The organism is Nonomuraea sp. NPDC052265 (assembly GCF_044547985.1).
Taxonomy (GTDB): domain Bacteria; phylum Actinomycetota; class Actinomycetes; order Streptosporangiales; family Streptosporangiaceae; genus Nonomuraea.
In genome coordinates, this window is record NZ_JBIUBJ010000001.1 from 478,909 (window position 1) to 505,099 (window position 26,191).

Below are 26,191 nucleotides of genomic sequence, written 5' to 3' on the forward strand. Positions count from 1 at the left end.
CTATGGCGCCGAGGAAGCAGCGGGAGATCTTCGACGCGACGCTGTGGATGGTCGCGGACAAGGGCTATGACGGGCTGACGGTCGAGGGGGTCGCCGAGCGTTCGGGGGTCAACAAGACGACGATCTACCGGTGGTGGCCGTCGAAGGCGGCGCTGCTCGGGGCCGCGCTGGTCGAGTCGGACGTGCTGGCGTTCGAGCCGCCGGACACCGGGTCGTTCCGGGGCGATCTGGTGGCGCTGGTCGAGCAGGTCGAGCGGCTGCTCACCGAGCCGCCCGGCAGTGACATCGCGGTCGCGGCACTGGCCGCCGCCGTGCGGCATCCCGAGCTCGACGCCCGCCGGTTCTTCGCCGACCGGTTCGCGCGGGAGCGCGTGGTGTTCGAGCGCGCGGTGCGGCGGGGTGAGCTGAGCGGGTCGGCCGATCCGTTGCTGATCATGGACCTGCTGGCCGGGGCCGTGTGGATGCGCACGGTCTTCCGCGGCCTGCCCCTGCCCGACGGCTTCGCTCAGAAGGCGGTCTCGGCCCTGCTCGACACCTTCTGAGCGGACGCGCCGGACAAGAGCGGGCGGGCCAGGTGTGAGCGGGCGGGCCAGGTGTGACCGGGCGTGTCTGGTGTGAGCGGGCGGGCCTGGTTCGGGGAGAAGGCTCGGGGTCGGTCGGGCGTGCGGCGGGCTCGGGTGGGTCAGCCGGCGGCGGCGAGGGCGGCCGGGATGCGGTCGAGCACCGGGTGCGGCACCAGGCCGTAGGCGTAGAAGTCGACCGCCAGCGCGCCCGCCGCCTTCGCCCCCCTGGCCTTGGCCACCAGGCGGTCGGTCGAGTCGCTGTCGGGGTACCCGGGCCGCAGCACCGCCCGCACCTCGCGGTCCTTGCCCACCGACCGCAGGTACGCGCCCACGTCGTCGGCCACCCGGGCCGCGTCCCGCGCGTACGCCAGCACGCCGAAGGCGGGCACCAGGTCGCCCAGCGCCACCAGGTCCACCCCGAGCTGCCACGCGTCGTGGGCGGCCAGGCCCGGGGTCGGCAGGCCGTCCCGGTAGCCCTTCACCGCCCCGGTCGAGTCGACGAAGACCAGCTTGGAGCCCTCCTCGGCGACCGCCGACGACACCTCGGAGACGAGCGTGGTGACGGTCTCGGAGCGCGCCCGCGCGTACGCCACCACCTCGGGCCCGGCGTAGGCGGTGAGGGCCGCCCTGGTCACCTCGCCCTGCGCGGCCGGGTCGCCGTCGAAGACGCCGCCCACGATCCGCGCGCACTCCTCGCGCGCCACCTCGGCGTTCACGCCCAGGTCGGTGGCCCGGCGCATGCAGTAGTCGCAGAAGCAGAGCCCGAACAGGAACGAGTCCATGGGCCCGAGCTGCACGAAGGAGCGCTGCGGCTCGACCGGCGTGAAGTGCAGCGCCTCGGCGACCACGCTGTGGACGCCCAGCCTGGCCACCGCCCTGGCCAGCGCGACGGAGTACTCGCGCACGTCGGGATGGGCCGGGCACAGGTCGTCGAGCGAGCCGCGGTCGCCGAAGCAGTCGCGCACGGTCACGTCGGGGTGCTCGTTGCCGAGCGTGGCGTTGCGCAGGAAGACCGTCCAGCCGTGGAGCTTCAGGCCGCGCCCGGCGCACGCCTCGCGCAGCCCGTCGAGGGCGTGGACGTGGCCGGGCACGGGAGCGAGCCGGAGCCCGTCGAACAGCCCGGCCGGCGGGGTGAAGTGGGCGCCGTCGTGCCTGACGGTCAGCCTGGACAGTCCGTGCGGGGTGACGTCGCGCGCGGCGTGGTGGACGGCGCCGACCGTGACCCCGCCCACGCCGTACGCGCTGACCCTGTCGAGCACCCGCTCGACGCCCTCACCGTGCAGGTCCTCGGCGAAGACGTAAACCGAACTGTCCACGTGCAGACCTTACGCGCTCTTGTGCGCGACGAAGTCGATCTCCACCAGGATGTTCATGAGCTGCGAGCCCACCGTCGTCCGCACCGGGTACGGCTGGGTGAAGTAGGACTTGTACACCTCGTTGTAGGCGGCGAAGTCCTCCTTCACGTTCTGCAGGTGGACCGTCGACTTGACGACGTCGTCGAAGCCCAGGCCGTGGGCGGCGAGGATGGCGCCGAGGTTCTTCATGACCTGGTGGGTCTGGGTGGCCACGTCGTCGCCGACGATCTCGCCGGTGTGCGGGTCGAGCGGGCCCATCCCGGAGGTGTAGACGAAGTCGCCCACCACGAGCCCCTGGGAGTACGCCCCGACCGGCGCGGCGCCCTCGGTGGTCTTGAGCTCTTTCTTCACGAAATCTCCCTAGAAATCGGTGTGTATCGTGCCGACGACACGGTAGTCCCGGTCCACCAACGGCAGCACGCGCCACTTGTCGAACGCGGTGCACGGATGTGAGATCCCGAAGGCCAGCAGGTCGCCCGGCTTGAGCCCGTCGGCCCGCACGACGGTGTGCTGGTCCTGCATCTTCGTGATCGTGAGGCCGCTCCGGCGCGGCACCGGCAGGCCCTCGTCGTAGGGGGCGTCGCGCTTGCCCATGCCCACGATCGCGAGGCCCGGCTCGGGCGTGGACAACACGTGCGCCCACACCTCAAGGGCCGGCCGCAGCTCGCCCTCGATCCGGTTGAACGGCGTGCGCTCGCGGTAGTAGCCGTCGTCGTGGGTGACGTACGCGCCGCTGCGCAGCAGGATCCGGGCGTGCGTGGTGACCAGCTCGCGCCCGATCACGTCGAACCACTGGCTGCCGCCGATCGTCAGGATCGGGTTGCGCACGCGGACGTGCTCGACGGCCTCCTGCAACCCGGCCAGGTACCGCCGGACCTCCTCCGCGCTCTTCAGCGCCCCCTCGTACCCGGCGACGCCGGCCAGCTCGACGCCGGGCGTCTCCTGCGCGTACGCGGCCACCTTCAGCAGCTCGCCGAGGGTGCGGCAGCCGGCTCGTCCGCCTTCGTGCCCGAGCTCCACGAGCACCCGGAACGGCCGGGTCGAGGCGTGCCGGGCGAGGATGTCCACCCCGGCCTCGGAGTCGACGAAGCTGAGGAACTCGAAGGCGGGGTCGCGGTCGAGCTCTCCGGCGGCCCAGGTCAGCCCGGCGGAGTCGACGACCTGGTTGGCCACCATGATCCGGTCGCCGCCGTAGCCGCGGGCGATCCCGGCCTGCCGGGTCGTCGCGACCGTCAGCCCCCACGCGCCCGCTTCGAGCTGCATGGCGGAGATCTCCGGCGACATGTGGGTCTTGACGTGCGGAGCCAGCTCCATGCCGTGATCGCGGGCGAACGCCGCCATCGTGGCCACGTTGTGCTCCAGCGCGTCGCGGTGCACGATCATCAGCGGAAAGCCGAGTTCGCCGTCGAGGACCGACTGCCCAAGGATTACCTGCACAACACCCCCTTTATCCGCGTCTGACCCTATCCCAGGCGGGATCAGCGTGATCGAAGTGCCCGCCCCGGACGGGCCCCGGTCAGCTCGCCTCCGGCCAGCACCCGTACGCCGGACACGAGCACGTCGTCGACGCCGTGCGCCGGGCTGCGCGGATCGGCGTACGTCGCCCGGTCGGACACCGTGAGCGGGTCGAACACCACCAGGTCGGCGACGCACCCGCCACGCACCAGCCCGCGCCGGTCGAGCCCGAACCGCCGGGCCGGGTGGGAGGCCAGGTGCACGACCGCCTGCTCCCACGTCCAGTCGCCCAGCTCGCGGACGTGCCGGCCGAGGAACCTGGCGAAGGCCCCGAACCCGCGCGGATGCGGATGACCGCCCACGTAGATGCCGTCGGAGCCGCCGGTGTGGGAGGGGTGGCGCAGGATCCGGCGTACGGACTCCTCACCTTCGGGGCCCTCGTCGGGACGCGCGGAGACGCACCCGGCCTCCAGCCGCGTCTCCACCAGCAGGTGGCGGCAGAACGCGGCGGGCGTCATGCCGGCCCGTCCGGCGGCGTCCGGCAGGGTGAGCCCTTCGGCCCATTCCAGGCCGGGCGCGTGGGAGACGGTCAGCCGGGGGTAGACGTCGCCGAGCCCCGCCCACCAGTCGTCCAGCTCCGGCGAGGTGATCATCTCCAGCGCCGCGTCGGTATCGGCGCCCGGCACGGACGGCGGCAGCACCACCATGGCCAGGATCGTGCTGCCGCGCAGGTAGGGATAGGTGTCGAAGGTGAGGTCGACGCCCTCGTCGTGGGCCCTGCCGACCAGCGGCAGCAGCACGTCGGCCGGCCCGTGCAGGTGGGAGACGTGCACGGCCGTGCCCGAACGCCCGGCGATGTCCATGACCTCCGCCATGCCGACCCCGGCGTTCACGCCGTAGGCCCGCATGTGGGTGACGTACGGCAGGCCGCCGAGCGGCGCGCACAGGGCGGCCAGCTCCGCGGCGTCGGCGTAGCGGCCCGGCAGGTATTCGAGCCCGCTGGACAGCCCGACCGCGCCCTCGGACAGGCCGCGCTCGACCCGCTCGACCATCGCGGCCAGCTCGGCCCGCGAGGCCGGCTCCGGCGAGGGCCCCAGGACGTCGTAGCGGATCGTGCCGTGCGGCAGCAGGTAGGCCGTGTTCAGCGCCACCGCGCGGTCGTAGCCGTCGAGCAGCTCGGCCACGCTCAGCGGGCCCTCGTGCAGGGCGCCGTTGACGGCGGCGAAGTAGCGCGAGGCGTAGGCGACGGTCTCGGCCGACCCCGGCGCGAAGGACAGACCATCCTGCCCCAGGACGAACGTGGTCACCCCCTGCCGCAGCGCCGCGAGCTGCACGGAGGGGTCGAACACGGCGGCATCGCCGTGGGCGTGGCAGTCGACGAAGCCGGGCGCGACGAACCGCCCGGTCGCGTCGATCACCGTCTCCGCCTGCGCGCCGCCCAGCCTGCCGACCGCCGCGACCTCGTCGCCCGCGATCCCCACATCCGCCCGGTACGGCGGCGCGCCCGTGCCGTCGAGCACCCGGCCGCCGCTGATGACTACGTCGAACCTCACACCAAGATTCAATCAGAGCCGCGCGAGGACGCCGATGCGCACGTGATCGAGCGGTCCACGGGCCGCTCGGCCAGCAGGTCCCGGGCCCGCGCGCGGGCGAGGTTCCAGCCGTTCCACGGGTCGGGCCGGTCGAGCTCGTTGGCGCGGACCACGTCGGCCAGCACGCAACTGCGCTGCGGCTCGGGCAGCCGGTCGAGCGCGGGCACGGCCTCCGCGCCGAGGTCGCCCAGGTAGTCGGAGTCCATGTTGGTCACGCCGCGCACCTCGACCTGGGTCTGCGCGACCTGGAGGTCGGGGTTCACCAGCGCGAACGCGCCCAGTCCGAGCCCGGTGACCAGGACGATCGTGCGCGGCAGCCAGCCGGAACCGCGGCCGGCCAGGCGTACCGCGCCGGCCAGCAGCACCAGCGCGAACAGCGCGCCCAGCCACCACACGGTCGCCTGCACCGAGATCCGCAGCCGCGACAGGCCGTAGGCGTCGGTGTAGAGGCTCATCCGGTGCAGGGCCGAGGCCAGCACCACCATGGTCAGCCCGCACAGCACGCCGAGCAGGACGGCCAGCAGCCAGCGCTCGCCACGCTCGGTCCGCAGCAGCCCCCCGGCCACCGCGACGATGCCCAGCACGAACACGCTGACCACCACGAGCTGGAAGAACCCCTGCCGGGCGTACTCGGCGTAGGTCAGGCCCGCCGTCCTCAGCACCCAGCCGTCGCCGCCGAACAGCGCCCTGATCTGGACCGCCACGAACGACGAGAACAGCAGGTTCACCGAGACGAGCGGCACCAGCCACACGCTCCTGCTCACGCCGAACTTGTGCTCGGGACCGACCGGGTCGATCACCGGCCGCAGCGCGACCAGCACCGTGGCGGCCAGCAGCACGGCGACGAACCCGAAGACGAAGATCTGCGAGGGCACCGAGTCGGCCCAGGCCGGGGTGCTGGTCAGGCGCTCGACGTACGCGGCGAACACCGCGTCGGCCGAGGCGAACAGCAGCCCGAACACCAGCAGCAGCACGACCGCGATGCCGAGCCCCGCGAGCACCGGCATGATCCGCCGCCTGGCCGTCAGCTTCCTGAGCGGCCCGGCGAGGAACCACGGCACCGGACCGAGCGCGAGCACCACGGACACGCCGCCCCTGACCACGCCCAGCCATCCCGACCCCGCGCCGGACACCGCCAGCGCGCCCAGCCCCGCCCCCGCCACGAGCAGGATCGCGACCAGCCAGTCCGCGTCGCGCACGGCCGCCATGGAGATCAGCCAGTACGCCGTCATCCCCAAGGCCGGCGTCCAGGGGGTCATCCTGCGCAGCACGGCCGGCAGCGCCGCCGCGCCGAGCACCATGGCCACCAGCACGATCCCCAGCCCCACCTGCGCGTCGGGCAGCGCCACGGCGGCGAACACGCCCGCGCCCGCAGCGGCCGGCAGCAGCCAGCGCGGCGCGGCGGGCAGCTCGGGCCTGGGGAAGAGCGGCGGCGGCACGTACGCCGACCCGCCCCCGCCCCCGCCCTGTCCCCGCCCCGCCACCTGGTACGCGGCCTGGTACGCCGCCGCCCTGCGCCCCGACCCCGCGCCCAGTGCCATTCCGAGCGCGCCGCCCAACGCGGTCACCATGACCAGCGTGACGAGCGCCAGACCGTCGCCGACGGTCACCGAGGCCAGCACGGCCGCGAACAGCCCGCCCAGGAACCCGACGACGACCCCGAGCACCCCGCCCCCGACCATCCTGGCAAGCCCCCCGGCCGCCGCCCCCTGCCCCGCGCCCGCGACGGACCCCACGGGCGTGCCGGACTCCGTGAGCGGGCCCGGATCGATCGCGTCCGGGGGGCGCGGTGGCGCCTCGTCGGCGGCGCTCGGTGCAGCGGGAGGCCCCGGGGCCATGGTGCCCGGTGCCGTCGTGCCAGGAGTCAGGGGGACGGGGGCCGGAGCCGGGCCGTCCGCGACCGCGGGGAGCGCGTCGCCCAGGGGAAGCGCGTCCCCCGGACGGCCCTCGTGCACCCTGTTCGCCCCCGTGTCGAACGGTGTGTCCGTCATCGTCGTCCTTCCAGGTAGATCGACGACCATGCGGCACCCCGCGCAGTCGTCGATGCGGATCGACCCCCCGTGCAGCTCCACGACCTCCTTGACGATCGCCAGCCCCAGCCCCGCGCCCCCGGAGTCGGCCGCCCGCCCCGCGTCCAGCCGGGAGAACCGTTCGAACACCCGCCCCCTGGCCGCCTCCGGGATGCCCGGCCCCTGGTCGGCCACCACCACCCGCGCCCCGTCCCGCCCGGCCCCGCACGCCACCGTCACCACGCCCCCCGAAGGGCTGTGCCGTACGGCGTTGTCCAGCAGGTTCGCCAGCACCTGCGCCAGCAGGTCGGGATCGGCCCGCACCACCAGCCCGCCGGGCACCGACGCCGTGATCGTGACGTCCTCGCGCGCCAGCGACATCTCCCGAACGGCCTGCTCGACCAGCGGAGCCAGCTCGACGGCCTCGGGCTCGATCAGCCGCACGCCGGAATCGAGCCTGGACAGGTCGAGGAGCTGGGCGACCAGGCGGCCGAGCCGTTCGGTCTGGGCGAGCGCGGTCCTCATGGTGACCGGGTCGGGCGCGGAGACGCCGTCCACGACGTTCTCCAGCACCGCGCGCAGGCCGGTGATGGGGGTGCGCAACTCGTGGCTGACGTTCGCGACGAGCTCGCGCCGCTGCCGGTCCACCTCGCCCAGGTCGGCGGCCATCGCGTTGAACGCCCTGGCCAGCTCGCCCACCTCGTCCCGCGAGGTGGCGCTGACCCGCAGGCCGTAGCTGCCCTTGGCGATCGTCTGGGCGGCCCTGGCCATCTGGCGCAGCGGCTTGGTCATGCCCATGGCCAGCACCTGGACCATGATCAACGCGAGGATGACCGCGACCACGATCCGGACGTCCCGGGTGAACCCGGCGTTCAGCCCCACCTCGTTCACCACGAACGCGGTGCCCACCGCCAGCACGATGACGATGCCCAGCTTGACCTTGATGCGGCCGAGGAAGTCGAGCGGCCTCATTGCCGTACCAGGGCGTAGCCCACGCCGTGGACGGTGCGCACCACGTCGGAGCCCAGCTTGCGGCGCAGCGCGCGGACGTGGCTGTCCACGGTCCTGGTCGCGGCGGCCTCGGAGAAGCCCCACACGTCCGACAGCAGCCGGTCACGCTCGAAGACCTGCCCGGGACGCTCGGCCAGCCGCCGTAACAGGTCGAACTCGGTCCTGGTGAGCTGGGCCTCGATCCCCCCGACGAACACCCGGCGGGCGGCCGTGTCGATCTCCACCTCGCCCACCCTGATCACCGTGTCCTCGACGGCGAGCTGTGCGGCCCGCTCGACCCGGCGCAGCAGCGCGTGGATCCGGGCCACCAGCTCGCGCATGCTGAACGGCTTGGCCAGGTAGTCGTCGGCCCCCACCCCCAGCCCGACCAGCACGTCGGTCTCCTCGCCGAGCGCGGTCAGCATGAGGACGGGCACCGGCCGCGCCGCCTGCATCCTGCGGCACACCTCCAGCCCGTCCAGACCGGGCAACAGCCGGTCGAGGATCACCAGGTCGGGCTCCGCCTTCCCGTACTGGACCAGGGCGTCGTGCCCGTCGCCCGCCACCCGGACGTCGAAGCCCTCGGCGACCAGCCTGTTCCGTACGGCCAGGGCGATCGTCGCATCGTCCTCGACCACGAGAACGCGCCGCTGCTCTGTCACGTACGAAAGACTAGAAGTGCGCTGTGCAGACGACACTCCATAATTTGTGCACATCTGGTGCAGACTTGGCCGGTGAACACCGCTGGCTACCTCAGCCGTCTGGGCCTGTCCCGCCTGATAGACGCCCCCGCGAGCGCCGAGGGCCTGCGCGCGCTCCACGTCGCGCACGTCGAGAGGGTCGCCTACGAGGCGCTGGAGATCTGGCTGAAGCGCCCCACCTCCCTCGATCCCGTCGAGTCCGCCGAGCGCATCATCAGGGGCCGCGGCGGCTACTGCTACCACCTGAACGGCGCCTTCTCCGAGCTGATCGGGAACCTCGGATACGACGTGACCAGGCACGTCGGCGGCGTGCAGAACCCCGGCAGCGAGCCCGGCGTCACCGGCAACCACCTGGTGCTCACCGTGCGCGGCCTGCCGAGCGAGGACAACCCGGGCGGCGAGTGGCTGGCCGACCTCGGGCTCGGGGACGGCCTGCACGAGCCGCTGCCGCTGGTCGCGGGCACGTACCGGCAGGGGCCGTTCACGTACGTCCTGCGGCCGTCGGAGGTCGCGCCCGGCGGGTGGCGGTTCGACCATGATCCGAGCGGTTCGTTCGTAGGCATGGATTTCGAGCGGACCTCCACAGACATGTCCGCCTTCGCTGAGATGCACAACCATCTGTCGACGTCACCCTCGTCCGGGTTCGTGCGCACCGCCGTCGTGCAGAGGCGTGACGCCTCGGGCGTGGACACCCTGCGCGGGCTCGTCCTGACCCGCGTCGGCGCCGGCAGCCGTTCGATCACCCTGGACACGGCCCGCGACTACTACGCGGCGCTCGCCGACGTGTTCCGGCTGACCTTCGACGACCTGAGCACCCAGGACGCGGAAGGGCTCTGGAGCAGGCTGAACGACGCCCACGAGGCGTGGCTGACCGGCCGGACCGCCTGATGGCCGGGCGGGGCGGGCGAGCGCTATCGTGCACTCGACATGGCTGAGACCAGGAAGCTCGCCGGGCGCTATCGGCTGCTCAACCCCCTGGGCGCGGGGTCCGTACGGCTGGCCTTCGACGAGACGGAACACCGCGACGTCGCGGTCAGGGAGCTGCGCATCCCGCCCGAGCTCCGCGAGTCCGCGCTGCACGAGGCGCGCAAGGCCGCCGGGCTGCGGCACGCCTCCATCGCCCGGGTGCTCGGCGTGCTGGTCGAGGAGCGGGTGCCGTGGCTGGTCATGGAGTTCGTCTCGGGGGTGTCGCTGGAGCAGGCCGTACGCGCGCGGCAGCCGCTGCCCGTCGTCCAGGTGGCCAGGATGGGCGTCTGCGTGTTGTCGGCGCTGACCGTCGCGCACGCGGCGGGGATCGTCCACGGGCAGGTCGGCCCCGGCAACGTGCTGCTGACCAGCACCGGAAGGGCGGTGCTCACCGGCTTCGGGGTGCCCAGCCTCAGCATGCGGCCCTCGGCCGACCTGTGGTCGCTGGCCGCCACGCTGCACTTCGCCGTCGAGGGGCGCCCGCCCGGCCAGGTGCCCGCCGAGGGCGCCGATCCGCTCAGGTCGCTGATCCGCGCCATGCTGCATCCGGCCGGATCGCCGCCGCTGGAGGTGGTGCGCGAGACGCTGGAGCGACTGGCCGTAGACCAGCCGCTCGACCAGGTCGTCCACGCCCTTGGACCGCTCCCGCCCGCCGAGGTGGCCGAGATCGGGCTCGCCGTGCTCGACCAGCTCCAGGCCATGGGCGGCCATCACGGCGCGGTGCAGCCGGGCGGCATCCTCATCTCCGACCAGGGCCGGGCCACGCTGGTCGCCCCGCTGCGGTCGGGCACCGTCCCGGCGTACACGGCTCCGGAGGGGGGCGCGAGCCCGGCCGCCGACCTGTGGTCCCTGGGCGCCACGCTCTTCACGGCCGTGGAGGGGGTGCCGCCCGCGCCGGGGGCGTCGCTGGCGCGGGCCGGCGCGCTGGCTCCCGTCCTGGTCCGCCTCCTGTCCGGCAACCCGGCCGACCGGCCCACCCCCGAGGCCCTCCGGCAGCAGCTCCGAGCGGTCATGGGCGCGCGCCGATGACCCGCGCGCCCGCCCTGCCGCGGCCGGCCCAGGCCGGAGCCGCCGGGCGGGACGCCGGCCGGTGGCGGCCGATCGGGCCCGCGGCCGTCGCCGCGGTGGCCGGGTTCTGGGGGCTCCCGGTGCCGTCGCTGTGGCGGGACGAGTCGGTCAGCGCGCTGGTCGCGCGCATGCCGTTCGGCGAGCTGCGCCGCTTCCTCACCGACCTCGACGCCGTCCACGCCCTCTACTACCTTCTCCTGAGGCCCTTCGCCGCACTCCCCTGGCCGCCGGAGTTCGCCGTCCGCCTGCCCTCGGTGCTCGCCTTCACGGCCGCCGCCTACGGGGTCGCGGCCCTGGGCCGCCGCCTGGCCGGCACCTCCGCCGGCCTGTACGCCGGCATCCTGTACGCCCTCACCCCCATAGCCGCCCGGTACGCCCAGGAGGCCCGCTCGTACGCGCTGGTGAGCGCGGTCGCCGTGCTGGCGACCTGGCTCCTGGTCAGGCTGCTCGACCGTCCCGGCCGGGCCGCCTGGGTGGCCTACGGCGCGAGCGTGGCCCTGCTCGGCTGGCTGCACCTGTACGCGCTGCTCCTCGTCCCCGCGCACCTGCTCACCGCCTGGCCGCCCGCCCTGCGCCGCACGCTCCCGGTGAACCCGGCGCCCGCCGTCGTGCGCTCGATGGCGGCCGTGGGCGCGGCGGGGGTGGCGCTCGTCCCGCTCCTGGCCCTGGCCGCCGGTCAGCGGGACGCCCAGGTGTTCTGGCTCCGGTCACCGGGCTGGGCCGAGCTGGCCGCCTTCCCCGGCGAGGTCGCGGGGGCGGGCGCGATCGTGCTGTTCGCCGCCGCCCTGTGGGGGGCCGTCCGCGCCCCGGCGGTGGCGGTGTGGGCGGCGCTGCCGGTGGCGCTCTCGTTCGCGATCTCCCAGGTCCAGCCGGTCTACCATCCGCGTTACGTGCTTTTCGGGGTTCCGCTGCTCGCGCTGCTCGCCGGGATCGGCCTGGCCGGGCTGCGGTGGCGTCCCGTGGCGGTCGCCGTCCTGGCCCTGTTCGCCGCGCTCGTCCTGCCCGCGCAGGTGGCGATGAGGCAGCCCGCCGCCCGTCCCGACGACCTGCGCACGCTGGCCGCCACGCTGGGCGCGCAGGAGCGTCCGGGCGACCGGGTGCTGTTCGTGCCGCAGCGCTTCCGGCTGTTCGTGGCCGTGTACGGCGCCCCGTACGACCGCCTGACGGATCTCACCCGCGCGCCCGGCGCGCCCGGCCCGCGGACGGCCGCCGAACTGGACGCGGCGCTGAAGGGCGTGGACCGGGTCTGGCTCATCTCCCCCAGGATCGGGACGAAGTACGCAGACGACGAGCGCTACCGCACCCTCAAGAGAACGCTCCTACCAGGCCAGACCCGCACGTACGGCTCGATCCACCTCACCCTCTGGTCCCGCAACAATTGAGATACATCGCGTCCTGGAACCTCAGGCACAGGTCCACTCGTTGGACGGGCGACGCAGAATGTGGGAGAGGCGGGGCACGGGCTCCGCGTTCGGAGGAAGCCAGGGATGTCGCCAGTTCAGAAGTACGTCATCGGCGCAGGCGCCGCGGTTCTGCTCTCGCTGATCTTCTTGCCGGGCTGGATCACCCTGCTGGTGGTCCTCGGCGCGGTCGCGGCGCCGGTGGTCGGCTACCTCATGCTCGACCCGTCGCAGCGCGAGCGGCTCAAGCGGGCCCGCAGGCGCGGGATCGGCGGCTGAGGCCCGCGAGCCGCGGCGGGGGCCGTCAGGCCCTCGCCGCGCTCAGCTCGGCCCGCACCCGGTTGTGCACCCTGCGCTCCACGTAGAACGACAGGAACGGGATCGTGCCGCCGAGCATGACCCCGAGCATGTACGGCCAGTTCCAGCGCGCCTTCATGCCCAGGTTCATCACGGTGATGAGGTAGATCATGTAGAGGCCGCCGTGGATGGGGGCGACGATCTTCGACAGCTCCGCGGCGCCGAAGCCGTAGCGCAGCACCATGGCGACGCACAGGATGAGCAGCATGACGCCGACCACGTAGGCGAGCACCCGGAAGGGCTTGAGAGCCGATTCCACCGTTAACCTTCCAGAACCATCTCGGGGGACTTGTCGCGGTCCCGATCCGCCCGTACGGCGTCGCGTACGAAGTGGAACCACATGAAGACGGCGAATCCAGCGAAGATCCACCAGTTTGCGGCATATGCCAGGTTACGCCAGGTCAGGGTGCCACCGACCTCCGGCGGCCGGATCTTCACCTGCGTGAGCGGACCGGACGGCGGCTGCGCCACCATGAAGCCGGTCCGCAGCTTCTGGCCGGTCCACAGGTTGATCAGCTCTCCGGTGGACACCGTCTGCACCTGACCGGCAGGCAGCCCCTCCACCCGCCGCTGGACGCTGTCGGTGCCCTGCTGGCCGCGCAGCCGTCCGATCACCGCGACCCGACCCTGAGGCACGGCGGCGACGCCCGGATCGTCCGCCCTGGCCACCCAGCCGCGCACGACCGGCATCAGCGTGCCGTCGTCGAGCCTGAGCGGGGTGAGCACCCAATAGCCCCGGTCGCGCGAGACGTTGCCGCCGGGGGCGTCGACGTCGGCCCGGCGGTCGGCGACCAGGAGCTGGCGCGCGGCCTCGTACGTGCCCTCCGCCGTGACCCTGCGTCCGACGGCCTCGCCGTCCATCTGACCGCCCACGGGGGCCAGCGTGGCGACCCCCGCGGGGGCCGGATCGACGGCGGCGTGCGGCTTGCCGGAGTCCTGGAAGACGCCGAGCTGCCAGCGCCCGAGCAGGATGAACGCGGCGAGGACCCCGATCGTCAGCAGATGCAGCCCCACGACGCGGGGCGAGAGCAGGGTCCGGAGCATGCCTCAAAGCTATCCGCCGGGTGGAGTGGTCCCCTCATCAGCCCATGCCTATTAGGTAGTGGCAAAGGGTGCAAATGGACCATGTCATCACGCTAGGCTGCTGGCCATGTCTGACCAGCATATCGACCCGGCGGGGAACACCCAGCAGTTCCGCGCCTTCGCGCAGCGCCAGGAGCAGGAGGCCGCGGCGGCCCCCAAGAAGTCGCCGCTGCTGCCGATCCTCGCGGTCGCCGTGGTGATCGTGATCATCGGCGTCGCCGCCTTCCTGCTGCTCCGCTAGCACACAACGCCATACGGACCCCCACCCGCCCCGACGCCGTGGCGGGTCTTTGCCGTTTCCGCACACGCCGGACATACCGGCCGGTCGGTGTGACCAGCCTCGCGCCCCGGCGTCTCTGGACCGGCGGCGCACGACTGACTACATTGGACTATATGTCCAATACTCTGGACATCAGACCGCGCCGGACGCGTTCGTCGTGGAGGTTCCGTGGGTGAGCCAGCATTGGTGATCATCGGCACCGGCTTCGCCGGGATCGGCATGGCAATCAAGCTCAAGGAGGCGGGCCACCACGACTTCGTGATCCTGGAGAAGGCCGCCGACCTCGGAGGCACCTGGCGGGACAACACCTACCCCGGGTGCGCGTGCGACGTCCCGTCGCACATGTACTCCTACTCGTACGAGCTGAACCCCGGATGGTCGCGGATGTTCGCCCCGCAGGCGGAGATCTGGGACTACATGCGCACGTGCGCGGACAAGTACGGAGTGATCCCCCACATCCGCTACAACAAGCACGTCACGGCCCTGGAGTACGACGACGACCGCCGAGGCTGGACGGTCACCACGGACGACGGCGCAACCATACGGACGAACGCGGTCGTTTCCGGCATCGGCGCCCTCCATATCCCGAAATTTCCGGAAATTGTGGGGAGGGAATCCTTCGCCGGCCCCTCCTTCCACTCCGCCGAATGGGACCACTCGGTCGACCTCACCGGCAAGCGTGTCGCCGTCGTCGGCACCGGCGCCTCCGCCGTCCAGTTCGTCCCCCGGATCGCCGCCCAGGCGCGCGAGCTGACCGTCTTCCAGCGCACGCCCCCGTGGATCCATCCCAAGCCCGACTTCGCCTTCTCCCCCGCCGCCCGGCGCGTCCTGCGCCTGCCCGGCCTGGCCAGGGCCCTGCGCGGCGGCATCTACTGGGCGCTGGAGAGCCGGGCGCTCGGCTTCGCGGTGCACCCGCGCCTGATGAAGGCGCACGAGTCGTTGGCGCTCAGGCACCTGGCCGCCCAGGTCCCCGATCCGGTCCTGCGCCGGGAACTGACGCCCGACTACACGATCGGCTGCAAACGCCTGCTCATCTCCAGCGACTACTACCCGGCCCTGACCAGGCCCGACGTCACCCTCGTCACCGACGGCATCGCCGAGATCCGGCCCCACTCGATCGTGACCGCGACCGGCGAGGAGCGCGAGGTGGACGTGATCGTCTACGGCACCGGCTTCAAGGTCGTGGACGCCCTCCAGGACCAGCACATCACCGGCCGGAACGGCCTGAAGATCCAGGACGCCTGGCAGGACGGCATCGAGACGTACCTGGGCATCACGACCTCCGGCTTCCCGAACCTGTTCTTCCTGCTCGGCCCGAACACCGGCCTCGGCCACCACTCGGTCGTCTTCATGATCGAGGCGCAGGTCCGCCACGTCGTCGAGTGCCTGCGGCTGCTGTCCAGGACCCGGGCCAGGGCGGTGGACGTCAGGAAGGACGTCCAGGACGCCTTCAACCGCCGGCTGCGCGCCCGCCTGGACCCGCTCGTGTGGAACGCGGGCGGCTGCCGCTCCTGGTACCTGGACGAGCATGGAGTGAACCGGACGATCTGGCCGGGCTTCACCTTCGAGTACTGGGCCCGTACACGGAAGGTGCGGCCGGAGGCGTACGAGCTCATCTACTGAGGGCGGCGGGCCACCTGCGGCCCAGCGCACCACGGGTCACCCCGCGAGGGGCGGCGGCCCGCCGGGGGCCGCCGCCGTACGCGCTCAGCGCGGGTTGAGGACCAGGGCGCTGCCGCCGCCCCGCCGTACGGGCTCGGCGACGGCCTGGACCAGGCCGTGGCCGCGCAACTCCAGGGCTGTGGCCGCGCCGATCTCGGGGTTCAGCACGAAGCTGTGCCCCTTGGCCTCCAGCTCGGTCCGGTACTTGTCGAGGAACGCCTGCTCGGCCTGCGTCTGGGCCGTGTTGCGCTGCGTGGCCCGCGGCGCGGCGAGCGCGTCGGGCAGGCTCATGCCGAACTCGTACCGGTTGACCAGGATCTGCAGCACGGTCGTGATGATCGTCGAGCCGCCCGGGGAGCCCGCGGCCAGCGCCGGCCTGCCGTGGTCGAACACCAGCGTGGGCGCCATCGACGAGCGCGGTCGCTTGCCGGGGCCGGGCAGGTTGGGGTCGCCGGGGGCGGGGCCGAAGGTGAAGTCGGTCAGCTCGTTGTTGAGCAGCACGCCGCGGCCCGGCACCACGATGCCGTTGCCGCCGGTCGACTCGATGGTGAGGTTGTAGGCGACCACGTTGCCCCAGCGGTCGGCGACGACCAGGTGCGTGGTCTCCGGGCCCTCGTCCGCGATCGGGGTCGCGCTGCCGGTCGGGGTGGCGCAGGCGCCGTACGTGCCGTCGGGGCTGCCGGGGGCGACCGGGCTGCTCAGGGCCCTGTCGCCGATCAGGCAGGCCCGCTCCTTGGCGAAGCCGTCCGACAGCAGCTCGCGCAGCGGCACGCCGGGCAGGTCGCCGACGTAGGCGTTGCGGTCGGCGAAGGACAGCCTGGACGCCTCCAGGTATTCGTGCAGGCCCACCTTGGGCAGGGCTTCGAGGATGTTGAGCGCCTCGCCGACGGTCGAGCCGCCCGAGGACGGCGGTGCCATGCCGTACACGTCCATGCCGTTGTAGGAGATCTTGGTGGGCTCGCGCAGGAGGGCGCGGTAGGCCCGCAGGTCCGACAGTTCCATCAGGCCGGGCCTGACGTTGCGGGTGCTGCCGGGGGTGACCGGCGGCTTCTTGACGGTGGCCACGACCTCCTGGCCGAGCCGGCCGCCGTACAGCCAGCCGGGGCCGCGCCGGGCCAGTTCCCGGTACGTGTTCGCCAGCTCCGGGTTCCTGAACACCGAGCCGACCGGCGGCGGGGCCCCGTTCGGGAGGTAGAGCCGGGCCGTCGAGGCGATGTCCTTGAAGCGGTCGACGTTGGCGGCCGTCTGGTCGTGGAACGTCTGGTCCACGACGAAGCCGCGGGAGGCCACCTCGATGCCCGGCTGGAGCGCCTGGCCGAGCGAGAGCGTGCCGAACCGGCGCAGGGCCAGGTCCCAATGGGCCAGCGTGCCGGGCACGCCCGCCGACAGGCCGCTGGTGACGCCCTCGTCGAACGGGATGCCCTCGAAGCTGGTGGCGGTCATGGCGCGCGGGGCGGTCTCGCGGCCGTCGATGGTGAAGACCTTGCGCTGCCTGGCGTCGTACAACACCATGAAGCCGCCGCCGGTCAGGCCGGCCGAGTACGGCTCGGTGACCCCGAGCACGGCTCCGGCGGCCACGGCCGCGTCGACGGCGTTGCCGCCGCGTCTCAGCACGGAGAGCGCGGCCTTGCTGGCGTCGAGGTCGACGGTGGCGACGGCGCCTCCGTACCCTTCGGCGACCGGGGACTTCTGCTGGGGGCCCGCCGACGCGGGCGCGGCGGGCAGGAGGGAGATGAGGACTGCTGCTGCGGAAAAGATCACACGGCGCATGGTGTCCACGATGACCCAGCTACGCCCGTCGTGGTAGGGCCCCCTCGGACAAGGGGATGATGTCGCGCGCGCCGCCGGTGGCCTACCGTGGAGGCGTGCGCAGGAAGTCCGGTTTCGACCCTTATCTCGCCCTCATCGTGGCGGTCGCCCAGTTGGTGGTCGCCCAGGGCGCGACGTGGGGCCAGCAGCGCATCCTGAGGGAGCAGCTCGACCCCTACGCGTACGCGTTGCTGCTGGTCGGGCCGCTGGCCATCCTGTTTCGCAAGAGGTTCCCGCTGCTGACGGCCTCCGTCGCGCTCGCCGCGATGGACCTGTTCCTCATCGGCGGCTACGCCTACGGCCCCGCTTTCCTCAGCCCCGGCGTCCTGCTGTTCCTCCTGGTCACGGAGGACAGACGGCTGATGGCCTGGACGATGGCGACCATGACGGTGACCTCGCTCCTCAGCTACGCCTGGTGGGTGGGCAACCGCGACCTGTTCCACAGCGTGTCGATCCTGGCGTTCATCCTGCTGTTCATGGTCGTGGCCGAGCTGGTCAGGATCGTCAGGGAACGACAGGCCGAGCGCGAGCGCGTCGCGGAGGAGGAGGCCAGGCGGCAGGCCAGCGAGGAGCGCCTGACCATGGCCCAGGAACTGCACGACGTGCTCGCGCACAACATCTCGCTCATCCACGTGCAGGCCAGCACCGCGCTGCACCTCATCGACGCCAACCCCGAGCAGGCCCGCTCGGCCCTGGCCACGATCAAGACGGCGTCCAAGGAGGTGCTCGGCGAGATGCGCTCGGTGCTCAACGTGCTGCGCGAGGGCGCCCCGCGCTCCCCGACGGCCGGGCTCGACCGCCTCGACGAGCTCGTCCAGCGTTCCGGGTTGGAGGTCTCGCTCAGGCGGGTGGGGTCGCGGCCGCTGCCGCCGCAGGTCGAGCGGGCCGCGTACCGGATCGTGCAGGAATCGCTCACCAACGCCGCGCGCCACGCGCCCGGCTCGCGGGTGTCGGCGCGCCTGGAGTACGGCGCCGCGGAGCTGGTCATCGTGGTCGCCGACACGGGGGCGACCACCCCCGCCGTGCTGTCGGAGGAAGGCAGCGGCAACGGCATCCCCGGCATGCGCGAGCGCGCCTCCGCCCTGGGCGGCACGCTCGTCGCCGGCCCATCGGGCGACGGCTTCCAGGTCGAGGCCCGTCTGCCCCTACCCGAGGAGAACCCGACGTGATCAAGGTGTTGCTCGCCGACGACCAGGCGCTGGTCCGCGCGGGCTTCAAGGCGTTGCTCGACGCCCAGCCCGACATGACCGTGGTCGCCGAGGCGGCCGACGGCGCGGAGGCGGTGCGTCTGGCCGGCGAGCACGCCCCGGACGTCGTGCTCATGGACATCCGCATGCCCGGCACCGACGGCCTGACCGCCACCCGCCTGATGCCGCCGGGGCCGCACATCATCATCCTGACCACGTTCGAGCTGGACGAGTACGTCTTCGAGGCCCTGCGCGGCGGCGCGTCCGGCTTCCTGGTCAAGGACACCGAGCCGGCCGAGCTCATCCAGGCCGTGCGGGTGGTGGCGGCGGGCGAGGCGCTGCTGTCGCCGAGCGTGACCCGGCGGCTGATCGCCGAGTACGCCTCGCGCGCCAAGGAGCCGGTCGCCACCCAGGGCCTCGACCAGCTCACCGACCGCGAGCGCGAGGTGCTCTCCCTGGTCGGCACGGGCATGACCAACGACGAGATCGCCGCCAAGCTGTTCATGTCGCCGGCCACGGCCAAGACGCACGTCAGCCGGGCCATGATGAAGCTGCACGCCCGCGACCGCGCCCAGCTCGTGGTCATCGCCTACGAGTCGGGCCTGGTCAAGCCGGGGTGGCTCTGACGGCGACGATCTGGCCCGCGAGCCCGTTGGCCTTGGGTAGCTCGCCCGGTTCGGGGCGTTTGTCCAGCGCGGCGACCGGCGGCTCGGCGTCGACCGCGCCGCCGTACGCGCCCGCGTCGCCTGACCCGCGGGAGAAATCCGGTTGAAGCCGCGGCCGGGGCGCTGAGAGGGTCAGAGGATGCGGCGTACATACGATGACCTGGTCGAAGAGGCCGACACCGTGTCCGTGGACGGCTGGGACTTCTCCTGGCTGGAGGGCCGGGCCACCGAGGAACGGCCCTCGTGGGGCTACTCCCGCCTGCTGGCCGGGCGGATGGCGGCGGCCGAGGCGGCGCTCGACGTCCAGACCGGCGGCGGCGAGATCCTGGCCGGGCTGCCCACGCTCCCGAAGGTGACGGTGGCGACCGAGTCGTGGCCGCCCAACCTGGCGCTGGCCGCCGCCCGGCTGCGTCCGCGCGGGGCGCGGGTGGTGGCCGACGACGATGAGCCGCGCCTGCCGTTCCACGACGGCGTCTTCGACCTGGTGGTCAGCCGCCATCCGGTGGAGACCTGGTGGGCGGAGATCGCCAGGGTGCTGCGTCCCGGGGGCGCGTACTTCTCGCAGCAGGTCGGCCCGCGCAGCGTGTTCGAGCTGACCGAGTTCTTCATGGGCCCGCAGGACGGCTCGGCCCGCGACCCGCGCCAGGCCGTGGCGGAGGCGGAGGCGGCCGGGCTGGAGGTGGCCGACCTGCGGGCCGAGCGGCTGCGGATGGAGTTCCGCGACATCGGCGCGGTGATCTACTTCCTGCGCAAGGTGATCTGGATCGTGCCGGGCTTCTCGGTCGGCCGCTACGGCGACAGGCTGCGCGAGCTGCACGAGCTCATCGAGGCCGAGGGGCCGTTCGTCGCCCATTCGTCCAGGTTCCTCATCGAGGCACGGCGCCCCTACGCGCCGAAGTCCGCGGCGTGATCGCGGGCCCACTGCGCGAACGTGCGCGCCGGGCGTCCGGTCACCTCCTCCACGGTCGTGGTGAGGACCGGCGGCGGGCCGTCCAGCATCCGGGCGTAGCCGTCGAGCAGGGGTCCACGAAGTCGTCCGGGAAACCGTCGTCGGCCAGCAGGCGCCGCCGTTCCTCCGCGCGTGACAGCTCCTGCCGGCGCAGGGGCCTGCCGACGGCCTGCCCGATGGTCCGCACCTGCTCGGCCCGGGTGAGCGTCTCCGGCCCCGTGAGCTCGTAGCGGGCGCCGTCATGCCCCTCGGACGTGAGCGCCTCGACGGCCACCGCGGCGAGGTCGCGCTCGTGCAGCATCGCCATCGGCAGCTCGCCGAACGCGCCGCGCACCATCCCGAGGTGGCCTTCGCCGGCGTCACGACCGGCCCGTCGAACCTGGTCGCCGAGGTGGTCTGCCGGGACAACGCCGACCTCTGCCGCTATCTCACCGAGCGCGTGGGGGCCCTGGAAGCCGTCCTGAGCATGGAGACCGCACCCGTCCTGCGGACGATGAAACGCACCGGCGCGCTACCGCCGCAGGCGTACGCCGGGCCCGCCTGAGCACTCCCCCGGGCGCAGGCCGGCCGGGTCCCCGCGGGCGATTCGCCGCCCGCCCCCGCGGCGGACCCTGGAGGCAGGACGAAGGAGGAGAGTCATGCACACGCACTTCTGGCCGGTCTTCCCGGTCTTCTGGGGCCTGTTCTGGGTCGCGCTCGTCGCGCTCGCCGTCACGGCCCGCCGCAAGGGCTGGTGGGGACGTCGCCCGGTGGCCGTGCCGCACGGGCCGACCGCGTCGGCCGAGCAGATCCTGGCCGAGCGGTACGCCCGCGGCGAGATGAGCGACGACGAGTTCTTCGAGAAGATGTCCGTACTCAAGGGCGCAACCACCTAAACGTCACTAAGGGTACAAGAACTGTCACTGGCCGCATCCGGCGTGCCGCGTTACGTTTCCCCCGAAAGCTTCGCGAGCGGGGAGGGGCTGAGCGTGGAGGCCGTCACCCTGTTCTCCGGGGGCGTGGCAGCCGGGCTGGTGGTGGGCACCGCCTCCTGCACGGCCGCGCAGGGCGGGCTGCTGGTGGGTTTGGTCGGCCACCGTCCCGGAGGCGACCCGGCGCTGGTGGCCTGGTTCCTGGCCGGCCGGCTGGCGTCGTACACGCTGGTGGGGGCGTTGCTCGGGCTGCTCGGCTCGGCCGTCGGCCTGCCGCCGCGGGCGCGGGCCGTGCTCCTGGTCGCGGCGGGCTGCGCGGTGATCGTGTACGCGATCCGGCTCATGCGCGGCGGGGATCACGCGTGCGCCGAGCCCGCCCGGCCCGCCGGCTACAAGGCGCCGCTGCTGGGCGCGGCCACCGTCCTCGTGCCCTGCGGGGTGACGCTCGGCATGGAGATGCTCGCCGTGTCCAGCGGCTCACCGATGTCGGGCGCGGCGGCCATGGCGGGGTTCGTGGTCGGCACGGCGCCCGCGTTCGCGCTGCTCGGGTACGTGCTGCGGCGGATCTCCCGCACCAGGCTGGCCAGGCTCGCCGGGGTCGTCGCCGTGGCCGCCGGGCTCTGGACCGTCGTGGCCGGGCTCAACCTGGGCGGCTGGACGGGGGACGCCGCACCGGCCGCCGCGGGCCCCGCCGCCCGGACCGTCACGGTCTTCGCCACCCGCGACGGCTACCGGCCCGCCACCGTGTCCGCCCGCGCGAACGTACCGGTCGAGGTCATCTTCAAACTGGTCGATCCGGGCTGCACGAGCACGGTCACCATCGACGGGCGCGACGTGGCCCTGCCCGCCACCGTACGGCTGCCGCCCCACCGCCCCGGCTCGCTGCGTTACGTGTGCGGGATGGGGATGTATTCCGGGTTCATCAGGTTCTCCTAGGCCCGTTGTCGGCGATTACGGTTCGCGATCGTATGATCACGTGCCACTCTGTCGCCATGGCCTGGTGGCAGGGAGAGGTGGCGACGCCGGCCGTTCCGGCGCCACGGGTGGGGGACGAGCCGGAGTTGCTGGCGGCCGCGCAGCAGGGCGACGCCCAGGCCGCCCACCGGCTCGGCAAGCTCTACGCCCAGCGCGGCGACCGCGCGGCGGCCCGGCTCTGGTGGGAGCTGGCGGCCTCGGGAGGCAACGTCGACAGCGCCTACAACCTGGGCGTCTGGCACGAGAAGCACGGCAGCCTGGAGGAGGCGGTCGGCTGGTACGAGACCGCCGCGGCCACCGGCGACGCCGAGGCCGCCGCCAACCTGGCCACGCTCCTGCTCGAACAGCGCGGCGACGCCGGGGCCGCCAGGGCCTGGTTCGAGCGCTCGGCCCTGGCCGGATCGCGCACCGCGGCACGCCGGCTGGCGCTGCTGTGCGAGGACACCGGCGAGACCGGCGTGGCCCGCGAGTGGCACCGCAGGGCGGCCGACGAGGGCGACATGGCCTCGGCCCACGACCTCGGCTTCCTCGCCTACTCGTCCGGCGAGGACGAGGAGACCGTGCGCTGGTGGGAGTACGCCGCCAGGGGCGGCCACGCCGACTCCGCCCACTGCATGGGCCTCTACCTGCACGCCAGCCGCGACCCCGAGGGCGCCGAGGCCTACTACCGGCTGGCCGCCAAGAACGAGCACCCGGGCGCCGCCTCCCGGCTCGGCGGCATCGCCCTGTCCCGCGGCGACCTGCGCACGGCCCGCGCCTGGTACGAGCGGGCGGCCGCCGCCGGGCGGCTGGAGGACCAGCGCATGGCCGGGTTCGTCTGCGTGGAGCTCGGCGACACCCCGGCCGCCAGCCACTGGTTCGGCAGGGCGGCGGCGGGCGGCGACGCAGAATCGGCCTTCAACTACGGCCTGCTGCTGATCGCCGAGTTCGGCGACCTGGCCGGCGGCCGCCACTGGTTCCGCCAGGCGGCGCGGGCTGGCCACCACGGCGCGGCGGTCGAGCTGGGCGGGCTGCTGACGGTCGCCGGCGAGCTGGGCGAGGCCGAGGAGTGGCTGGCCGACCCGCCGCCGCAGGCGTGGGCCCGCACCGCCGAACCGGAGCTGGCCGCCCGCGCCGAGCTGGCGGCGGCGGCCACGGGCCGCAGGGGCGGCGTGCCGCTGTCCGTGCCGGACCTGACCGAGGTCCTGGGCACGTGGGACCTGGTGACCAGGCCGCTGCACGACCATTCCGACGTGATCGGCTGGCTGGTGGAGCGCAGCGGGGTGCACCGCAGCGCGGTCGAGCACCTGGCGTCCGTGCGCGGCACGCTGCTGCGTCCGGGCAGCGCGCCGTGGCCTGGCACGGGCGAGATCCAGCACGTCCTCGCCACCGCGCGCGACCTGCGGCGCCGTCTGGGCGTGAGTTAGGGGCGCGACCTCGTGCCGCGCCCCTTCAGAGGTTTCAGAGCACGTCGGCGACCGGCGTGTACGCCAGCCCCAGCGCCTCGGCGACCGGCTCGTTGGTGAGCAGGCCGTCATGGGTGTTGAGGCCGCCCGCGAGGCCCTGGTCGGCCTGCAGCGCGTCGCGCCAGCCCAGGTTGGCCAGCTTGACCGCGTACGGGAGCGTCGCGTTGGTCAGGGCGTAGGTGGAGGTGTTGGCCACCGAGCCGGGCATGTTCGCCACGCAGTAGAAGATCGACTCGTGCACCTTGTACGTCGGCTCGGCGTGCGTGGTCGGCCGCGAGTCCTCGAAGCAGCCGCCCTGGTCGATGGCGATGTCCACGAGCACCGAGCCCGGCTTCATCCGCGCGACCAGGTCGTTGGAGACCAGCGTCGGGGCCTTGGCACCGGGGATCAGCACCGCGCCGATGACCAGGTCGGCCTGGAGGACCTCCCGCTCGATCGCGTACGAGGTGGACACGAGGGTCTTGAGCCGGCCCTGGTAGATGGCGTCGATCTGGCGGAGCCGGTCGATGTTGGTGTCGAGCACGGTCACGTCCGCGCCCATGCCGACGGCGATCTGGGCGGCGTTCAGGCCCGAGACGCCGCCGCCGATGACGACGATCTTGGCCGGGGCCACGCCGGGCACACCGCCGGGCAGAACGCCGCGGCCGCCGTTGAAGCGCATGAGGTTGTAGGCGCCCACCTGCGGCGCGAGCCGGCCCGCGACCTCCGACATCGGGGCGAGCAGCGGCAGCGTGTGGCCCACCTGCACGGTCTCGTACGCGATGCCGGTCGTCCTGGCGGCGAGCAGGGCGTCGGTGCACGGGCGGGAGGCGGCCAGGTGCAGGTAGGTGAACAGGACCAGGCCCTCGCGCAGGCGGTGGTACTCCTCGGCGATGGGCTCCTTGACCTTGAGGACCATGTCCGCCCCGGCCCAGACGGCGTCGGCGTTGTCGAGGATCTTCGCGCCCGCGGCGAGGTACTCCTCGTCGGTGATGTGTGAGCCGAGGCCGGCACCCCGCTGGACGGTGACGTCGTGACCATTCCGCACCAGCTCGTGAACACCGGCGGGGGTTACCGCCACACGGTATTCGTGGTTCTTGACCTCGGCAGGGACGCCGATCTTCATCGTAGGGATCCTTTCGGAGACCGGCACTTCGTCGTACCGGGTGGGGAGGGTGTTAGAGGCGCGCCCACGCTTCCGAGAGCACACCCCGCAGGATGGATCCGATCTCGTCGAACTCCCTGGGCCCCGCGATCAGCGGGGGCGCGAGCTGGATCACGGGGTCGCCGCGGTCGTCCGCCCGGCAGTAGAGTCCGGCGTCGAACAGCGCCTTGGACAGGAACCCGCGCAGCAACCGCTCGGACTCCTCGGCGTTGAACGTCTCCTTGGTGGCCTTGTCCTTGACCAGCTCGATGCCCCAGAAGTAGCCCGAGCCCCGCACGTCGCCGACGATCGGCAGGTCGCGCAGGTCGTCGAGGGTCGCCTGGAAGAGGGGCTCGTTCTTGGTGACGTGGCCGAGCAGGTCCTCGCGCTCGAAGATGTCGAGGTTGGCGAGGGCCACGGCGGCGGACACGGGGTGGCCGCCGAAGGTGTAGCCGTGGGCGAACATGTTGTCGCCCTCCTTGAACGGCTCGAACAGCCGCTCGTGCGCGATCATGGCGCCGATGGGCGAATAGCCGCTGGTCAGGCCCTTGGCGCAGGTGATGATGTCGGGCACGTAGTCGAACTTCTGGCCGCCGAACATGGTACCGAGCCGGCCGAAGGCGCAGATGACCTCGTCGGAGACGAGCAGCACGTCGTACTCGTCGCAGATCTCGCGCAGGCGCTGGAAGTAGCCGGGGGGCGGCGGGAAGCAGCCGCCGGCGTTCTGGACGGGCTCGGCGAAGACGGCGGCCACGGTGTCGGGGCCCTCCATCTCGATGGCGCGGGCCACGCGGTCGGCCGCCCAGATGCCGTATTCCTCCGGCGACATGCCGGGAACGCCACTGATTTCGTCGGCGCGGTAGTAGTTCGTGTTCGGAACGCGCACCGAGCCGGGCACGAGGGGCTCGAACATCTGCTTGAACGCCGGGATGCCGGTGATCGACAGGGCGCCCTGCGGGGTGCCGTGGTAGGCGATCTGGCGGCTGATGACCTTGTGCTTGAGCGGCTTGCCGACGAGCTTGTAGTACTGCTTGGCCAGCTTCCACGCGGTCTCGACGGCCTCGCCGCCGCCGGTGGTGAAGAAGACCCGGTTCAGCTCGCCCGGCGCCTGCTCGGCCAGGCGGGCGGCCAGCTCGGCCGCCTTGGGGTGCGAGTAGGACCACAACGGGAAGAAGGCCAGCTCCTGCGCCTGCTTGGCGGCGGCCTCGGCCAGCTCGCCGCGCCCATGGCCGACCTGGACGACGAACAGCCCGGCCAGGCCGTCGAGGTAACGCTTGCCATGGATGTCGTAGATGTAGGACCCCTCACCGCGCACGATGGTGGGGATCTCGTTCTCCTGGTAGGCGCTGTGCCTTGTGAAGTGCAACCACAGGTTGTCCTGCGCGGCCTTCAGGACGTCGTTTTCCGGCTGCGTCATGGTTATCTTCCCTCGTGTCGAACTCTCCACAGTGTGCATCTTCACCTGCGGTTTGCCAAGCGAATCGGTCGCAGCACTATGCAAGAAAATCGAGATCCGCAGAACCGTTGTGTAACAGCAACGAAATCCGCAGGTAGATTAACGCGCGGGTCATGCCTGTTTCCGTACTGTGGAACGGTCTGTGATCCAATGAGACCAAACTGTCGAGAACGACCCCCGGGGGACCGTC

Annotated in this window: 26 protein-coding genes; 14 read left to right on the plus strand and 12 right to left on the minus strand. The window is 72.6% G+C overall.

Translation table 11 applies throughout. The annotated features are described in order from the left end of the window. The first annotated feature begins 2 nt into the window (after window positions 1–2). A complete protein-coding gene (locus ACIHAD_RS02305) occupies window positions 3–542 on the plus strand; it encodes a TetR/AcrR family transcriptional regulator (RefSeq protein WP_397352508.1) in 540 nt (179 codons plus the stop codon). Window positions 543–682: 140 nt separating this feature from the next. On the opposite strand, the gene ACIHAD_RS02310 is transcribed toward ACIHAD_RS02305, so the two are convergent. Genes ACIHAD_RS02310 through ACIHAD_RS02335 form a run of 6 tightly spaced genes read right to left on the minus strand, consistent with a single transcriptional unit; the run spans window position 683 to window position 8,626 of the window. Then, window positions 683–1,879, minus strand: a complete 1,197-nt coding sequence (locus tag ACIHAD_RS02310; protein WP_397352509.1) for a hypothetical protein — start codon at window positions 1,877–1,879, stop codon at window positions 683–685. A 9-nt stretch (window positions 1,880–1,888) separates the two neighbouring features. After that, window positions 1,889–2,269 carry a RidA family protein gene (locus tag ACIHAD_RS02315; protein ID WP_397352510.1) on the minus strand — a complete coding sequence of 127 codons (381 nt, stop codon included), beginning with the start codon at window positions 2,267–2,269 and terminating at the stop codon, window positions 1,889–1,891. A gap of 9 nt (window positions 2,270–2,278) precedes the next feature. Then, window positions 2,279–3,355: an alanine racemase gene (locus ACIHAD_RS02320; RefSeq protein WP_397352511.1), complete on the minus strand. Its 1,077-nt coding sequence runs from the start codon at window positions 3,353–3,355 to the stop codon at window positions 2,279–2,281. Window positions 3,356–3,396: 41 nt separating this feature from the next. After that, window positions 3,397–4,926, minus strand: coding sequence for an amidohydrolase family protein (locus tag ACIHAD_RS02325; protein ID WP_397352512.1), 1,530 nt, complete (start codon window positions 4,924–4,926; stop codon window positions 3,397–3,399). 8 nt (window positions 4,927–4,934) lie between these two features. Beyond that, window positions 4,935–7,946 carry a DUF4153 domain-containing protein gene (locus tag ACIHAD_RS02330; RefSeq protein ID WP_397352513.1) on the minus strand — a complete coding sequence of 1,004 codons (3,012 nt, stop codon included), beginning with the start codon at window positions 7,944–7,946 and terminating at the stop codon, window positions 4,935–4,937. Then, complete coding sequence (locus ACIHAD_RS02335) at window positions 7,943–8,626, minus strand: response regulator transcription factor (RefSeq protein WP_397352514.1); 684 nt, start codon at window positions 8,624–8,626, stop codon at window positions 7,943–7,945. The genes ACIHAD_RS02330 and ACIHAD_RS02335 overlap by 4 nt, the downstream gene beginning before the upstream one ends. A 72-nt stretch (window positions 8,627–8,698) precedes the next feature. On the opposite strand from ACIHAD_RS02335, the gene ACIHAD_RS02340 reads away from it, so the two are divergent. The 4 genes from ACIHAD_RS02340 (at window position 8,699) to ACIHAD_RS02355 (ending at window position 12,378) form a co-directional block, all read left to right on the plus strand. Then, window positions 8,699–9,553 carry an arylamine N-acetyltransferase gene (locus ACIHAD_RS02340; RefSeq protein ID WP_397352515.1) on the plus strand — a complete coding sequence of 285 codons (855 nt, stop codon included), beginning with the start codon at window positions 8,699–8,701 and terminating at the stop codon, window positions 9,551–9,553. 39 nt (window positions 9,554–9,592) lie between these two features. Beyond that, entirely contained in the window at window positions 9,593–10,660 is a 1,068-nt protein-coding gene (locus tag ACIHAD_RS02345; protein ID WP_397352516.1) for a protein kinase, read from the plus strand. Beyond that, a complete protein-coding gene (locus ACIHAD_RS02350; RefSeq protein WP_397352517.1) occupies window positions 10,657–12,081 on the plus strand; it encodes a glycosyltransferase family 39 protein in 1,425 nt (474 codons plus the stop codon). The genes ACIHAD_RS02345 and ACIHAD_RS02350 overlap by 4 nt, the downstream gene beginning before the upstream one ends. A gap of 105 nt (window positions 12,082–12,186) precedes the next feature. After that, complete coding sequence (locus ACIHAD_RS02355; protein ID WP_352322643.1) at window positions 12,187–12,378, plus strand: hypothetical protein; 192 nt, start codon at window positions 12,187–12,189, stop codon at window positions 12,376–12,378. 25 nt (window positions 12,379–12,403) lie between these two features. Here ACIHAD_RS02355 and ACIHAD_RS02360 read toward each other — a convergent pair whose 3' ends face one another. Together ACIHAD_RS02360 and ACIHAD_RS02365 are read right to left on the minus strand one after the other, a co-directional pair. Continuing rightward, on the minus strand, window positions 12,404–12,715 hold the full coding sequence (locus tag ACIHAD_RS02360) for a DUF3817 domain-containing protein (protein ID WP_397352518.1): 312 nt from the start codon (window positions 12,713–12,715) through the stop codon (window positions 12,404–12,406). Window positions 12,716–12,717: 2 nt separating this feature from the next. After that, window positions 12,718–13,500 (minus strand): SURF1 family protein, encoded by a 783-nt coding sequence (locus ACIHAD_RS02365; protein ID WP_397352519.1) that lies wholly within the window; start codon window positions 13,498–13,500, stop codon window positions 12,718–12,720. A gap of 106 nt (window positions 13,501–13,606) precedes the next feature. On the opposite strand from ACIHAD_RS02365, the gene ACIHAD_RS02370 reads away from it, so the two are divergent. After that, window positions 13,607–13,780 carry a hypothetical protein gene (locus tag ACIHAD_RS02370; protein WP_357990759.1) on the plus strand — a complete coding sequence of 58 codons (174 nt, stop codon included), beginning with the start codon at window positions 13,607–13,609 and terminating at the stop codon, window positions 13,778–13,780. A gap of 207 nt (window positions 13,781–13,987) precedes the next feature. Continuing rightward, window positions 13,988–15,442 (plus strand): flavin-containing monooxygenase, encoded by a 1,455-nt coding sequence (locus ACIHAD_RS02375; RefSeq protein WP_397352520.1) that lies wholly within the window; start codon window positions 13,988–13,990, stop codon window positions 15,440–15,442. Window positions 15,443–15,526: 84 nt separating this feature from the next. On the opposite strand, the gene ACIHAD_RS02380 is transcribed toward ACIHAD_RS02375, so the two are convergent. Continuing rightward, complete coding sequence (locus ACIHAD_RS02380) at window positions 15,527–17,242, minus strand: gamma-glutamyltransferase family protein (RefSeq protein ID WP_397352521.1); 1,716 nt, start codon at window positions 17,240–17,242, stop codon at window positions 15,527–15,529. 104 nt (window positions 17,243–17,346) lie between these two features. Between ACIHAD_RS02380 and ACIHAD_RS02385 the strand changes: the two genes are divergently transcribed. The 3 genes from ACIHAD_RS02385 (at window position 17,347) to ACIHAD_RS02395 (ending at window position 20,052) form a co-directional block, all read left to right on the plus strand. After that, window positions 17,347–18,459, plus strand: a complete 1,113-nt coding sequence (locus ACIHAD_RS02385; protein ID WP_397352522.1) for a sensor histidine kinase — start codon at window positions 17,347–17,349, stop codon at window positions 18,457–18,459. Beyond that, complete coding sequence (locus tag ACIHAD_RS02390; protein WP_357702885.1) at window positions 18,456–19,103, plus strand: response regulator transcription factor; 648 nt, start codon at window positions 18,456–18,458, stop codon at window positions 19,101–19,103. The genes ACIHAD_RS02385 and ACIHAD_RS02390 overlap by 4 nt, the downstream gene beginning before the upstream one ends. 178 nt (window positions 19,104–19,281) lie before the next feature. Beyond that, window positions 19,282–20,052 carry a class I SAM-dependent methyltransferase gene (locus ACIHAD_RS02395; protein WP_397352523.1) on the plus strand — a complete coding sequence of 257 codons (771 nt, stop codon included), beginning with the start codon at window positions 19,282–19,284 and terminating at the stop codon, window positions 20,050–20,052. A 40-nt stretch (window positions 20,053–20,092) separates the two neighbouring features. Here the strand turns inward: ACIHAD_RS02395 and ACIHAD_RS02400 are convergent, their stop codons facing one another. Further along, complete coding sequence (locus ACIHAD_RS02400) at window positions 20,093–20,398, minus strand: hypothetical protein (RefSeq protein WP_397352524.1); 306 nt, start codon at window positions 20,396–20,398, stop codon at window positions 20,093–20,095. Here ACIHAD_RS02400 and ACIHAD_RS02405 point away from each other — a divergent pair. The 4 genes from ACIHAD_RS02405 (at window position 20,384) to ACIHAD_RS02420 (ending at window position 23,383) form a co-directional block, all read left to right on the plus strand. Then, the gene (locus tag ACIHAD_RS02405) at window positions 20,384–20,635 is read left to right on the plus strand and encodes an Lrp/AsnC ligand binding domain-containing protein (protein ID WP_397352525.1); all 252 of its coding nucleotides are present in this window, start codon (window positions 20,384–20,386) and stop codon (window positions 20,633–20,635) included. The genes ACIHAD_RS02400 and ACIHAD_RS02405 overlap by 15 nt on opposite strands. A gap of 94 nt (window positions 20,636–20,729) precedes the next feature. Then, window positions 20,730–20,966 carry an SHOCT domain-containing protein gene (locus ACIHAD_RS02410; RefSeq protein ID WP_397352526.1) on the plus strand — a complete coding sequence of 79 codons (237 nt, stop codon included), beginning with the start codon at window positions 20,730–20,732 and terminating at the stop codon, window positions 20,964–20,966. A gap of 93 nt (window positions 20,967–21,059) precedes the next feature. Further along, window positions 21,060–21,938 (plus strand): sulfite exporter TauE/SafE family protein, encoded by an 879-nt coding sequence (locus ACIHAD_RS02415; protein ID WP_397352527.1) that lies wholly within the window; start codon window positions 21,060–21,062, stop codon window positions 21,936–21,938. Between the two features lie 56 nt (window positions 21,939–21,994). Continuing rightward, window positions 21,995–23,383: a sel1 repeat family protein gene (locus tag ACIHAD_RS02420; RefSeq protein WP_397352528.1), complete on the plus strand. Its 1,389-nt coding sequence runs from the start codon at window positions 21,995–21,997 to the stop codon at window positions 23,381–23,383. A 34-nt stretch (window positions 23,384–23,417) separates the two neighbouring features. Here ACIHAD_RS02420 and ald read toward each other — a convergent pair whose 3' ends face one another. Together ald and ACIHAD_RS02430 are read right to left on the minus strand one after the other, a co-directional pair. Continuing rightward, window positions 23,418–24,527, minus strand: coding sequence for an alanine dehydrogenase (gene ald, locus ACIHAD_RS02425; protein WP_397352529.1), 1,110 nt, complete (start codon window positions 24,525–24,527; stop codon window positions 23,418–23,420). 52 nt (window positions 24,528–24,579) lie between these two features. Then, window positions 24,580–25,962, minus strand: a complete 1,383-nt coding sequence (locus ACIHAD_RS02430; protein ID WP_397352530.1) for an aspartate aminotransferase family protein — start codon at window positions 25,960–25,962, stop codon at window positions 24,580–24,582. Window positions 25,963–26,191: the final 229 nt, after the last annotated feature.